The following is a 12,353-nucleotide window of genomic DNA, read 5'->3' on the forward strand; positions in this document are numbered from 1 at the left end:
TGCCGCAGGTGGCGCAGTCGCGCACGGCGGAGGCCGCAGGTGGCGCAGTCGCGCACGGCGGAGGCCGCAGGTGGCGCAGTCGCGCACGGCGGAGGCGCCCCGGCACGCGGGGTGCGGGCTGAGCCGGTCACTCGACCGGCTCAGCCCGCCAGCGCCGCCCGGTGCGCCGCCGCCACCAGCCGGTCGTTCTCCGGCGCGGCCCCGCCCGGGAAGGCGAACCGGCGTCGCGCGTACCCGTAGGCGAGGCCGCTGCGCGGGTCGGCGAACGCCTGGCAGCCGCCGGCCCCGCTGTGCCCGAACGTCCCCGCGCCGAGGAACGGGTACCAGGTGTCCGCGGTCGCCTGGAAGCCCAGCCCGTACGCCTTGTGGGCGCGGACCACCAGGTCGTGGCCGACGGAGTGGCACTGCCCGAACTCCGCCGCCGTGTCCTCCTTCAGCAGCGGCGCCTTCCCGCCGACCTCGCTGATCGCCGCCGCGTACAGCCCGGCGAGCCCGCGCGCCGACGCCACCCCGCCCACCGACGCCGGTCCCTTGGCGCGGACCAGCGGGTCGTTCGGCAGGAGTTCCAGATCGGTCGGTTCGTCGCCGTGCCGGTTGAAGGCGACGGCGGCCAGGGTGTGCGGCCCGTCGGGCAGCGAGTCGAGCAGGGCCCGCTGCTCGGCGGTCGGCGCCATCGGCTGCGCGGCCCGGAAGCGCGGTTCGTGCGCGTCCGGCAGCCCCAGGAAGAGGTCCAGCCCGTACGGGGCGCGCACCCGCTCCTCGTACACCTCCTGGAGCGTGCGTCCCGTCGCACGCCGTACGACCTCGCCGGCGAGCGCTCCGATGACCAGCGCGTGGTAGCCGAAGACGGCGCCCGGACGCCAGAACGGCCGCTGGTCGGCGAGGCGTTCGGCGATCTGCCGGTCGTCGGCCAGCTCCCGCGCGGTGAACCCGGTGTCCGCGCCGACCAGTCCGGCCCGGTGCGCGAGCAGCTCGCGCAGGGTCAGCGCGCCCTTGCCCTCGGCCGAGAACTCCGGCCAGTAGTAGGTGACCTTGCGGTCCAGCTCCAGCGTGCCCTCCTGCACGAGGAGCGCGACCACCAGGAACGCGGCGCCCTTGGTGGACGAGTACACGCCGTAGAGGGAGTCGGCGTCCGTGCCGTCCCCGGCCCACAGGTCGACGACCCGGCGGCCGTGCAGGTACGCGCACAACTGGCCCTCGTAATCGGGTCGTTCCTCCGCCACGAACGCGGCGAACTCCTCCCGCACCGCTTCAAAACCGTCCGCGACGGTGCCGTGGATCTCCTGTGTCATCCGCTCTCCTCAGCCAGACCGCTGCCTGTGTGTGCCATGGTGATCAACGCCTGTGCGACCTGGGTGAACTCGCCCTTGGGATGGTCCCGGAAGAGGGGTTCCGTGCCGAACAGGACGGCGTGCGGCCCGCTGACGACGGCAGGCCGCCCGGCGGCGGCGCCGGGACCGCCCGAGCCGTCGGACCGGGCCCGCCAGTGGCCGGAGACGAGCGGGTCGCCGGTGGCGTAGGACTGCTCGACGCCCACCCCGGGGCCGAGGCCGGTGAACCACACCGGCGCGTAGACGAAGCCGTGGTCCGGGGCCCCGGCCGTGACCGGACCCGAGTTGACCACCCGCACCACGCCGTTGGCGTCCTCGGCGCCCTGTACGGCCGTCACGTCCAGCAGCCCGGCGCCCGTGGCGAGCGCGGCCCCGGCGGCACCCCGGCCGACCAGGCCGTGCCCGGCGAGGAAGGTGTCGAGGGCGGTGCGGGCGGCCCCGGTCAGCGCGGCCCGGTCCAGCCCGGTCGACACGAACAGCACGTCCACCGACGACCAGTCGAAACCGGCGTCGAGGCGGGCCGTGGAGACCGGCGTGACGTCGAAGCCCATCTCACGCAGCGCGAACAGCTCACCGGCCGTGACGGCGGCGGCGATACGGACGGGGCGCAGGGGAGTGGTGCCGGTGGCGGCGGCCGAGGTGAAGGAGACGTCGTACGCACGGGCGGCGCCGGCCGCCTGCGCGCGCGCCGACGCCGGGACGACCGCGCTGCCGTCGGTGTCCCGCCGTACCGCGATCCCGTCCCGCAGGAGGGAGTTGAGGGCTGCGACCGCGTCCGGGTCGTCCAGCCGCAGCCGCAGGTCGCCGCGTGGGGCGACCGTGCCGGCCGGGGCGGCCCCGGTCACCGCCCGCAGCGGGGCGCCGGCCGGGGAACCGCCGTGGACGGCCACCACCCGCGCGCCCCACAGCCGTCCCAGGCTCCAGCCCGAGAGGTCGTACATCACCGACACCCGGCCGCTGATGTCCCGGCCGTCGGCGAGCAGGGCGTTCGCCAGTCCCCGCTTGGGCTGGCGCATGTCGACGACGTACGAGCCCTGCGGGTACGTCCGTCCGTCGAGCCGGAAGGAGCGGTCGGCCCGGGTGACGCGGACGTCGTTGGCGAGGAGGTGGCCGACGAGCCGGGCGGTGGCGGTGGGCGTCGGGCCGGCCGGGAGGACGTAGGCGCGCGGGAACGCGGTCGTCCAGACGTCCTCGGGGCCGATGCCCGGGACGCCCGGCACGGTCCGCTCCGACACCGGCACCTGCGCGGCACCGGCGGCCCCGCGCCGGAACACCTCGATCTGGTCGGCGACGAGGGAGGGGCCCCGCGCGCGGACGAAGTCGAGCGTGGCGCGGAGGGCGGCACCGGCCACCCGCACGTTGATCGCGGACCGGCGGCGCAGCTCGCCGGCCGGCTGACCGGTGTAGGCCCCGTCGTTCACCTGGAGCGGGATCTCCACCGTGTGCGCGGCGACCGCGCCGTGGAAGGCCGCGTACTGCGGGGTGAAGACCGGCGGCCAGTCGTCCCAGCCCTCCGCCTGGTCCCGGAACGGGATCTGCGCGGGCCGCACACCGTCCTTCGCGGGGGTGAGCCCGAGGCCGTCGACGGCGGCCTCCATGCCGAGGGCGTTCGCGTAGGTGTTCTTCAGGAAGAGGTCGTACTCGTAGTTCTCGCCGTGCGGCGGGGTGGTCGGCTCGATGAGGGTGCCGTTGACGTAGCCGTGCAGGTCGAGCACGACGGCCGGCTGCTTGGCGATCTCGATCTGCCGTACCGCGCGTGTCTCGGGCTGCGAGGCGGTGACGGCATCCCGGTTCAGGTCGAAGCCGGCCGCGTTCGCGCGGGTGCCGGCGATCCGGCCGTCCGGGTTGGCGGTGACGTTGAAGTAGAGGCGGCTGTGGGCGAGGAGGTCGCGCGTCGCCGCGTCGTCCGCGGTGGCGAGCCGCTCGACGAGTGCCAGGGAGGCGTCGGTGCCCTCCCACTCGTCGCCGTGGATGTTGCCGTTGAAGAAGACGGGCGTCTTGTACGCCGACTTCAGGGCGGGATCGACGGCGGCCGCGGCGGGCGCGTTCTCGATGAGTTCGCGCATCCGCTCCTGGTCGCGGGTCTGGCCGGCGGTCTCCGGCGCGGTGACGGTGACGAGGTAGAGCCGGTGCCCGCCCGCCGAGCGGCCGGCGACCTCGACGCTCACCCGGTCACCGAGCGCCTGAAGGGCGTTCAGCCGCGGGGCGATGGCGTGGTACGGGACGAGACCGAGCCTGAGGGACGCGTCGGCGGGGTTCCCGGGGTCGGCGGCGAGCACCTGCCGCCGGGGGTAGCCGCGCACGGAGTCGGCGGCGGACAGGTCGGTGACGGGCGCGGTGAGCGCCTGCCGGGCGGTCGCCGCGGGCGGTCCGGCGACGGCTGTGTCCGCGCCGGACCCCTCCCGGCTCACGGGTCTCGGGTCGGCGCCGGCGGTGGCCGGGGCGAGCAGAAGGGCCCCCGCGGCCGTGACGGCGAGGGCGGCGATCAGGACAGGCCGGGCCGGGGTGGTTCTCGTGGTGCACACGTGTACCTCCGCTGACTTCCTGTGACGTCCTGCGCTCGGGTGCTGCCGGAGACCGGTACGGCGAGATGTACCTGTTCGACTCAACTGCAACAAGAGGGGGTTGGTGTCACCGATAGCCCGGATGGCCTAGGAAAGAGCCCACGGTCACCCGGGCGTGCGCCCGGCAGGCGTCCGGGCGCACGGACCCGACGGGCCGTCAGGACGGCCCGTGCGGCTCCGACGGGCGTCCGGGCGGGGGGACCCGAGGGGCGCGGGCGAACGGCTCGCGCCGGCCCGCTCCCGCGCGACCGGGGATGATGTGCACACGCCCGATAGAGTGCGGACATGCGCGATCTCGGGGCGGGTTTCAGGTACCTGGTGGCGGGCCAGCGGTGGGTGGGCCGGCACGGCAGGCAGTACGGGTTCGGACTCCTGCCGGGGCTGATCACACTCGTCCTCTACGTGGGCGCGCTGGTGGCGCTCGCGGTGTGGGGCGGGGACGCCGTGACGTGGGCGACGCCGTTCGCCGACGACTGGTCGAGCCCGTGGGGCGGCCTGTTCCGCGGGTTCCTCACCGTCGTGCTGTTCGCCCTGGGCCTGCTCCTCTCCGTCCTGACCTTCACCGCGGTCACCCTGCTCATCGGGCAGCCCTTCTACGAGAGCCTCTCCGAGACGGTCGACCGGGACGTCTCGCCCGACGGCACGGCACCGCGGTCGGGGCTGCCCCTCTGGCGCGAGCTGTGGATCTCGGCCCGCGACAGTCTGCGCATCGTGGTCCGGGCCCTGCTGTGGGCCGTGCTGCTGTTCGCCCTCGGGTTCGTCCCGTTCCTCGGGCAGACCGTCGTCCCCGTGATCGGCTTCTTCGTCACCGGCTTCTTCCTCACCGAGGAGCTCACCGCCGTGGCCCTCCAGCGCAGGAACGTCGACCTGCGCGCCCGCCTCACCCTGCTGCGCTCCCGCAAGACGCTGGTCTGGGGCTTCGGCACGCCGCTCGGACTGGCCTTCCTGGTGCCCTTCGTGGCGGTGTTCCTGATGCCGGGCGCGGTCGCCGGAGCGACCCTCATGGCGCGGGAGCTGCTGGGGGAGGAGACCCGGGACGGCGAGGCCGCCGACGACGACCGCGAGGAGGCGGCCGCCCGGCCGTGACCGGCCGGGGGCCGGGCGCGGCTGGTCACGCCCGGGCGCGGCTGGTCACGCCCGGGCGCGGACGTCACGGCCGGTCACTGCCGGTGCAGGCCGTGCAGGGCCGCCTCGACCCGGCCCGGCTCGGCCCGACCCGGCTCGGCCTGGCCCGCCTCGACCCGGCTCGGCCTGGCCCGCCTCGACCCGGCTCGGCCTGACCCGCCTCGACCCGGCTCGGCCTGGCCCGGCTCGGCCCGGCCCGGCTCGGCCCGGCCTGGCCCGCCTCGACCCGGCTCGGCCTGACCCGGCTCGGCCTGACCCGGCTCGGCCTGACCCGGCTCGGCCTGACCCGGCCCGGCCTGACCCGGCCCGGCCTGGCCCGCCCCGACCCGACCCGCCTCGACCCGCCTCGACCCGCCCCGGCTCGGCTCGGCCCGCCTCGACCCGACCCGACCCGACCCGACCCGGCCCGGCCCGGCTCGACAAGGCCCGGCGTCAGCCCCCGGTGCGCTCCGCCGCACCGAGCGCCACCGTCACGATCGCCCGCACCTGCGCGATGATGTCCAGCCGGTTGCGCACGAACTCCGGGTCGGTCACCGTCCCGGTCGCCGGATCGGTGTTCCCGGCGCCGAACTGCAGCACCGGCGTGTGGACGTGCCCGCCCGGCAGCGTGCCGCGCAGACCGAGCCGGTCCCGCAGCAGCGTGGCCCGGTAGGCGATCTCGTTGGAGAGGTAGTTCCCGCCGCCCCCGGCCCGCGCCGTCGACCCCGGCGTGGGCCCGTCCGGCCGGACGACGGGTGCGGTCCCCCCGGCCGGGATCTCGGTCACGCCCGTGTTGTCGAGGACCGGGAAGCGGCCGGTGTCCGCCGCCACGATCTCCCGGTACGGCAGGGTCGTCGTCGTCCACTGCGGCTGCGAGGCCGGGTCGGCGACCGGGACCGTCTCTGACCTGCTCACGTTCTCGTTGTCCGGGTAGCCGCCCCGCCAGGCCCCGTTGGTCCGCTCGACGTCGAAGCGGCCGACGCGCCCCTGGCTCACGGTCGCGAACAGGTCCACGTGCCTCAGGTGCGGCCGCAGTGTCCGCTCCACCGTGCCCTCGGCGAAGTCGCCCCAGCGCACCGGGAACACGGCCGTCTCCACCCGGGCCGGCCCGTCCGCCGTCTCGATCACCGTGCCGTCGAGGGCCAGCGCGGCCGCCCCGGACGGGTTGGAGATGCGGATGTCTTGATCCAGGGTGAACGGGTCGAAACCGGTGACCAGCACCCGCTTCAGGCCCTCGCCGCCCGAGCGGCGGAAGTCGATGTCGTCCTGGCCGCGCGAGGTGCGCTCCAGACCGGCCAGCAGCGCCGCCCGCTGCGCCTCGGTGAGCCCGAACTCCGGCTCCCAGGTGCGTACTTCCCGGATCAGCGCCAGCCGTGCCCAGTACAGCGGCCGGTCGTCGTCCCGGCTGAGCCCCTCGCCGGCCGGGCCCCGCCCCTGCGCCCGGTCCACGGCCCGCCGCCACAGCGCCGCGCCCTCACGGGCGACGACGCGGCGGGCCCGCGCGAGGGAGGGGGCGGCCGCCAACCGCCGGGCGAGGCGCGGGGCGGCCGTGTCGAACCCGGAGGCCGCGAGGATCTCCCGCGGGACGGCCCGGTCGAGCCGCTGCTCCTCGACGCCGGGCGCGGGTGCCGCGTCGGCCGGTGCCGCGCAGGCCGCGGTCGCCGGGGCGGAGAGGCAGGCCGCGAGGGCCAGACCGAGGACATTGATGCGAACTCGTAAGCAGTGCAAGGTACTGGGGGACCTTCCGTCGCTGCCGGGCGCGCGTCGCGCCGGAACGGCGGAAGTATCGCGCGGCGGCAGCGCTCCACGCCATGGGGCCCGTCGGCTGCGGTCCGGGGCCACGCCGCGGGGCCCGTCGGCTTCAGCCCGGGGTCATGCCGTGGCGGCGTGGGCTCGGCCCCGGGTCACACCATGGAGCCGTCGGCTTCGGTCCGAGGCCACACCATGGAGCCGTCGGCTTCGGTCCGGGTCCCCGCCATGGGGCCCGTCGGCCCCTCAGCCCAGGTCCTCGCCCAGCAGCCGCAGGAAGTCCCGGAACGCGCCCGGCATGTCGACCGACTCCGGGTCCAGCAGCCACTGGAACTGCAACCCGTCCATCACCGCCACCAGCAGGGGAGCGGTCCGCTCCGGGGTGAGGCCGTTGGGCAGCCGTTCGCCGTACTCGGTGCGCAGCACCGCCGCCATGCTCGCCCGGACCTCGGTGTAGCGCTCGGTGAAGTACCGCCGGGCCGGGTGCCCCTCGGTGACGCTCTCGCCGAGCAGCGCGGAGAAGGTCTGGACGATGCCGGGCCGCATCGCGTTGTACTCGACCAGCGAGACCAGCAGGTCGACCCGCCACCGGGTGTCCGGCACCGCGTCCCACTGGTCGCGCTCCTCCAGCACGGCGACGAGCAGCGCGTCCTTCGTCGGGAAGTGGTGCAGCAGCCCCTGCTGGGTCAGCCCCACCCGCTCGGCCACCGCGGCCAGGCTCGCCCCCCGGTAGCCGCGCTCGGCGATCACCTCCAGGGCCGCCCGTACGATCTCGGCGCGCCGCTCCCCACTTCTGACCCGGCCACTCATGGCGCCACCGTACGTCATCCGGCCCACCCTAAGATAACAGGACGGTAACGAAACCTACCGCGTCACAGGCAATGGATGCACAGTGGAGTCACTGCACTGCACGACTCAACGAGGAGGCGCCGCGATGGCGGACAACGAGGCGGTCGTCGAGGCGGCCCTCGGCAAGCTCGACCTGGAGGCCAAGACCCGGCTGCTGGCCGGCCAGGACATGTGGTCCCTGCCCGCCCTGCCCGAGATCGGCCTGGCGTCCCTGGTGATGTCCGACGGCCCGATCGGCGTGCGGGGCGTGCGCTGGACCGCCGACGACCCGTCGGTCGCCCTGCCCTCCCCGACCGCCCTGGCCGCCACCTGGGACCCCGCACTCGCCCACCGGGCCGGTGTGCTGCTGGCCCAGGAGGCCCGCCGCAAGGGCGTGCACGTCCTGCTCGCCCCCACGGTCAACCTGCACCGCTCCCCGCTCGGCGGCCGCCACTTCGAGACCTACAGCGAGGACCCGTACCTCACCGGCCGCATCGGCACCGGGTACGTCGGCGGCGTCCAGTCCGGCGGCGTCGGCACCACCGTCAAGCACTTCGTCGCCAACGACGCCGAGACCGACCGCTTCACGGTGAACAACCTGGTCGGCGAACGCGCCCTGCGCGAGCTGTACCTGGCCCCCTTCGAGGCCATCGTGGAGAACGCCCACCCCTGGGGCATCATGACCGCCTACAACTCGGTCAACGGCACCACGATGACCGAGCACCACCACCTGGTGAACGAGGTCCTGCGCGGCGAGTGGGGCTTCGACGGCTTCAACGTCTCCGACTGGATGGCCGCCCGCGACACCGTCGGCGGCCTCCGCGGCGGCCTCGACGTCGCCATGCCCGGCCCGCAGACCGTGTACGGCGAGGCCCTCGCCGAGGCCGTACGGGACGGCCGGCTCGACGAGTCCGAGGTCGACGACGCCGTACGCCGCGTGCTGCGGCTGGCCGCCCGCGTCGGCGCCCTCGCCGGCACCGAGCCCGCCGTGGCCGAGCCGCCCGCCGCCGTCGACGGCGAGGCCCTCGTCCGCGAACTCGCCCGCCGCTCCTTCGTCCTCGTCCGTAACGAGAACGGCGCGCTTCCCCTCAAGGCCGGCACGGTCGCCCTCATCGGCGCCGCCGCCCGCGACGCCCGGGTCCTGGGCGGCGGCTCCGCCACCGTCTTCCCGACGCACATCGTCTCCCCGCTCGACGGCCTCACCGCCGCCCTGCCCGAGGGAGCGCTCACCTACGTCGTCGGCGCCGACCCCACCACCGAACTCGCCGTCGCCGACAAGGGCTTCAGCCTCCGCGCGATCTGCCGGGACGCCGACGGCAGGGTGATCGGCACCGGCTCCGTCCCCAACGGGCAGATCCAGTGGATGGGCGACGACCTCCCCGACGGCGTCACCCACGACCGCCTCCACACCGTCGAACTGACCGGCACCTTCACCCCGCGCACCACCGGCCGGCACACCTTCGGCGTCAAGGGCGTCGGCGCCTTCACCCTCACCGTCGCCGGCACGACGCACTTCGACGGCCCGCAGGTGCCCGCCGACGTGAGCGACCCCTTCGAGGCGTTCTTCGGCGCCCCGGTGCCCCGCGCCGAGGTCGACCTGACCGCCGGGGAGACCGCCGAGATCTCCCTCACCTACGTCTTCGAGCTCCCCGAGGGCATCCCGCTGAAGGTGGTCGCCTTCGCCCTGGCCCACCAGGAGCCGCAGCGCGACGCGGACGAGCTGATCGCCGAGGCCGTCGAGGCGGCCCGCGCCGCCGACACGGCGGTGGTCGTGGTCGCCACCACCGACCGCGTCGAGTCCGAGGGCTTCGACCGCGCCGACCTGCGGCTGCCCGGCCGCCAGGACGACCTGGTCCGGGCCGTCGCCGCCGCCAACCCGAACACGGTCGTGGTGGTCAACTCCGGCTCCCCGGTGGAACTCCCGTGGCGCGAGGACGTCGCCGCCGTCCTGCTGAGCTGGTTCCCCGGCCAGGAGGGCGGCGCGGCCCTCGCGGACGTCCTCACCGGCGCCCACGAGCCCGGCGGCCGCCTCCCCACCACCTGGGGCTCCCTCGCCGACGCCCCCGTCACCCAGGTCACCCCCGAGAACGGCGAACTCCCCTACACCGAGGGCGTCTTCATCGGCTACCGGGCCTGGGAGAAGCAGGGCCGCACCCCCGCCTACCCCTTCGGCCACGGCCTCGGCTACACCGACTGGGCCTACGAGTCGGTCGAGGCGGACGGCACCTCGCTGAAGATCCGCGTCCGCAACACCGGCGAGCGGGCCGGCCGCGAGGTCGTCCAGGTCTACCTCGCCCCCACGGACACGGAGACCGCCCCGGAGCGCCCGGCCCGCGCGCTGGCCGGCTTCGCGAGCGTCGAGGCCGGACCGGGCGAGAGCGCCGAGGCCGTCGTCGACCTCCCGCGGCGCGCCTTCGAGGTCTGGGACGAGGACGCCCACCGGTGGCTCCTTGTGAAGGGTTCGTACGAAATCCAGGTGGGTAGGTCCCTCACGGACCGCAGGATCACCGCGACGATTACCGTCTGACGCGGAGGTTCTCACCACCCCGAGAGCAGCCCCGGTCCGGGACCTGACCCCTGGACCGGGGCTCGTACGTTTCACCGCCCCCGTGCCGCCTCCGTGCCGGCGCCGTGCCGCTGCCGTGCCGCCCCCGTGCCGCCTCCGTGCCGCCCCCCGTGCCGCCCCCGTGCCGTCGTCGGCGCCCCGGCGCCGGCCTACCGCGTCGAGAAGCCGTACACCGTCTCCGACCGGTACACCTGGCCCGGCCGCAGCACGGTGGCCGGGAACTCCGGCCGGTTGGGGGAGTCCGGGAAGTGCTGGGTCTCCAGCGCAATGCCGTCGCCCGGCGCGAACGGCTCCCCGAGGTGGTCCGCCGTGTACACCTGGATCCCGGGTTCGGTCGTCGCCACCGTCAGCACCCGCCCGGACCCCGGGTCGTGCAGCTCGGCCACCTCCACCGGCGTCTCGGTGACGCCCTTGTCCAGCACGAAGTTGTGGTCGTAGCCGGAGCCGGTCTTGCGGGCCGTACGGAAGTCGAAACGGGTGCCCGCCACCTCCGCGACCCCGGTCGGGACCAGGTCCGCGTCGACCGGCGTGTACCGGGAGGCGGCCAGCCGCAGCTCGTGCCCGCCCGCGTGCCCCGCGCCCGCGAGGTTGAAGTAGCTGTGGTTGGTCAGGTTCACCGGGGTCGGCGCGTCGGTGACCGCCTCGTAGGCGAAGCCCAGCGCGCCCGACGCGTCGAGCGTGTACGTCGCGGTGACCTCCAGACGCCCCGGGAAGCCCTCCTCGCCGTCCGGACTGACCCGGCGCAGCCGCAGCCCGTGCGCGACGGGCTCCACGTCCCACACCCGCTTGTCGAAGCCGCGCTCCCCGCCGTGCAGGGAGTTGGGCGCGTTGTTCGGCGCGAGCGGGTACGTCACCCCGTCCAGCGTGAAGCGGGCGTGCGCGATCCGGTTCGCGTACCGCCCGACGAGGGCGCCGAGGTAGGGCTCGGGGTGCGCGAGATAGCCGTCCAGGTCCGCGAACCCCAGCACCACGTCCGCCGGGCGGCCCTCCCGGTCCGGCACCTCGACCGACTGCACGATCCCGCCGTACGACAGGACCCGCACCCGGACGCCCGCCCGCTCCAGGGTCCAGCGGTGGACCGGGGTGCCGTCGGAAAGTGTTCCGAAGTGTTCGCTCATGGTGGAAACTCTAAGTCACGTGGTCCCCGGCGGTGACCTGGCGGTATGCGATCTCGGCCAGCCGGGCCTGGCCGTTCTTGCTCGGGTGGAACCAGTCCCAGTGGCTCAACTGGCCGGTGCCGAAGCGGTACTCGTACACGGCGCCGCCGTCGAAACGGCACCGCGGGTCCTGTGCGCAGACCTCCCTCAGCACCGTGTTGTAGTCCTCCACCCGCTGCTGCACCGTCGCCCGGCGCAGGTTCGCCGCGGAGTCCAGCGCGTCCGCATCGCCCAGCATCGACGGGCAGATGCCCAGCTTCCACACCTGCTTGCCGAGCGCGTTGGTCCGGCCCTGCGACCACAGCCGCTTCAGGTTCGGCACGCTCGCCACGTACACCTGCGCCGTCGGGGCCGCCCGGCGCAGCGTGCGCAGCGCCTCCTGGAACTGGGCGCGGAAGTCGGCCACCGGGGTCATCGCCTCCGCGGACGCCCGGCAGGCGTCGTTCGCCCCGGCCATGACCGTCACCAGCGCGGGCCTGCGCGCCGCGGCCCGCGTCATCTGGTCCGGCAGGTCCGCCATGCGCGATCCGGTCTCCGCGAAGTTCCAGCTGTGCGTCGCCGCCCGCGACGCCCCCAGCAGCCGTACGGCCAGACTGTTCACCTCGGCGCTGCCGCCGGTCGCCCAGGACACCTCGGGACAGTCCGACAGGACCGTGCAGGCGTCGAAGCCACGGGTGATGGAGTCGCCCACCGCGGCGAGCGAGGCCGGGCTGCTGTCCCACACCGGCGTCGGCGACGCACGCGCCCGCGAGGCCGACGGCCCCGGGCCGTCCCCGCCCCCGGCGTCACAGCCCGCCACGCCGCCCAGCACGGCGGCCGCCGCGACGGCGGCGACCGCCCGCGAGCGGTGGCTCCGCTTCCCCATCCCCTGCCGTCCCCTCGGTCGTCGGCCCGTCCCCGGCCGGACGGGTCGCCGGCCCCACCCATGACAACGTCCGGGAGTTCCCGCCGCCCCTCCGACGCGCCCCGCCCGCCCCACAAGAAGCAACGCAACGCTCCCGCACAGGCGTCCTGCCGGGTGAATGGCGGGCGTTTCGCGGCACCGGGACCGACG

At 75.1% G+C, this 12,353-nt stretch carries 8 protein-coding genes; 2 read left to right on the forward strand and 6 right to left on the reverse strand.

The features are described 5' to 3' along the window. Positions 1 to 140: 140 nt before the first annotated feature. Together ACIP67_RS08905 and ACIP67_RS08910 are read right to left on the reverse strand one after the other, a co-directional pair. Positions 141 to 1,292, reverse strand: a complete 1,152-nt coding sequence (locus ACIP67_RS08905) for a serine hydrolase domain-containing protein (protein ID WP_401689594.1) — start codon at positions 1,290 to 1,292, stop codon at positions 141 to 143. Next, positions 1,289 to 3,856, reverse strand: coding sequence for a M14 family zinc carboxypeptidase (locus tag ACIP67_RS08910; protein WP_401689597.1), 2,568 nt, complete (start codon positions 3,854 to 3,856; stop codon positions 1,289 to 1,291). The genes ACIP67_RS08905 and ACIP67_RS08910 overlap by 4 nt, the downstream gene beginning before the upstream one ends. A gap of 324 nt (positions 3,857 to 4,180) precedes the next feature. Between ACIP67_RS08910 and ACIP67_RS08915 the strand changes: the two genes are divergently transcribed. Beyond that, complete coding sequence (locus tag ACIP67_RS08915) at positions 4,181 to 4,981, forward strand: EI24 domain-containing protein (protein WP_401689599.1); 801 nt, start codon at positions 4,181 to 4,183, stop codon at positions 4,979 to 4,981. 471 nt (positions 4,982 to 5,452) lie between these two features. On the opposite strand, the gene ACIP67_RS08920 is transcribed toward ACIP67_RS08915, so the two are convergent. After that, on the reverse strand, positions 5,453 to 6,727 hold the full coding sequence (locus tag ACIP67_RS08920; RefSeq protein WP_401689602.1) for a pyroglutamyl peptidase: 1,275 nt from the start codon (positions 6,725 to 6,727) through the stop codon (positions 5,453 to 5,455). A 267-nt stretch (positions 6,728 to 6,994) separates the two neighbouring features. After that, positions 6,995 to 7,576 (reverse strand): TetR/AcrR family transcriptional regulator, encoded by a 582-nt coding sequence (locus ACIP67_RS08925; protein ID WP_401689604.1) that lies wholly within the window; start codon positions 7,574 to 7,576, stop codon positions 6,995 to 6,997. A 106-nt stretch (positions 7,577 to 7,682) separates the two neighbouring features. Here ACIP67_RS08925 and ACIP67_RS08930 point away from each other — a divergent pair, with 106 nt between their 5' ends. Beyond that, positions 7,683 to 10,103: a beta-glucosidase gene (locus ACIP67_RS08930; RefSeq protein ID WP_401689607.1), complete on the forward strand. Its 2,421-nt coding sequence runs from the start codon at positions 7,683 to 7,685 to the stop codon at positions 10,101 to 10,103. A 188-nt stretch (positions 10,104 to 10,291) separates the two neighbouring features. Here the strand turns inward: ACIP67_RS08930 and ACIP67_RS08935 are convergent, their stop codons facing one another. Both ACIP67_RS08935 and ACIP67_RS08940 read right to left on the reverse strand, forming a co-directional pair. Then, entirely contained in the window at positions 10,292 to 11,260 is a 969-nt protein-coding gene (locus ACIP67_RS08935; protein WP_401689610.1) for an aldose epimerase family protein, read from the reverse strand. Positions 11,261 to 11,270: 10 nt separating this feature from the next. Continuing rightward, positions 11,271 to 12,164 (reverse strand): SGNH/GDSL hydrolase family protein, encoded by an 894-nt coding sequence (locus ACIP67_RS08940; protein WP_401689613.1) that lies wholly within the window; start codon positions 12,162 to 12,164, stop codon positions 11,271 to 11,273. Between the last annotated feature and the right edge of the window lie 189 nt (positions 12,165 to 12,353).

Source organism: Streptomyces sp. NPDC088812 (assembly GCF_044750285.1).
GTDB lineage: Bacteria > Actinomycetota > Actinomycetes > Streptomycetales > Streptomycetaceae > Streptomyces.

Excerpts from the sequence above, each read along its gene's own strand:
- ACIP67_RS08905 (WP_401689594.1), bottom strand. The coding sequence starts at position 1,292 with ATGACACAGGAGATCCACGGCACCGTCGCGGACGGTTTTGAAGCGGTG.
- ACIP67_RS08915 (WP_401689599.1), top strand. The coding sequence starts at position 4,181 with ATGCGCGATCTCGGGGCGGGTTTCAGGTACCTGGTGGCGGGCCAGCGG.
- ACIP67_RS08925 (WP_401689604.1), bottom strand. The coding sequence starts at position 7,576 with ATGACGTACGGTGGCGCCATGAGTGGCCGGGTCAGAAGTGGGGAGCGG.
- ACIP67_RS08930 (WP_401689607.1), top strand. The coding sequence starts at position 7,683 with ATGGCGGACAACGAGGCGGTCGTCGAGGCGGCCCTCGGCAAGCTCGAC.
- ACIP67_RS08935 (WP_401689610.1), bottom strand. The coding sequence starts at position 11,260 with ATGAGCGAACACTTCGGAACACTTTCCGACGGCACCCCGGTCCACCGC.
- ACIP67_RS08940 (WP_401689613.1), bottom strand. The coding sequence starts at position 12,164 with ATGGGGAAGCGGAGCCACCGCTCGCGGGCGGTCGCCGCCGTCGCGGCG.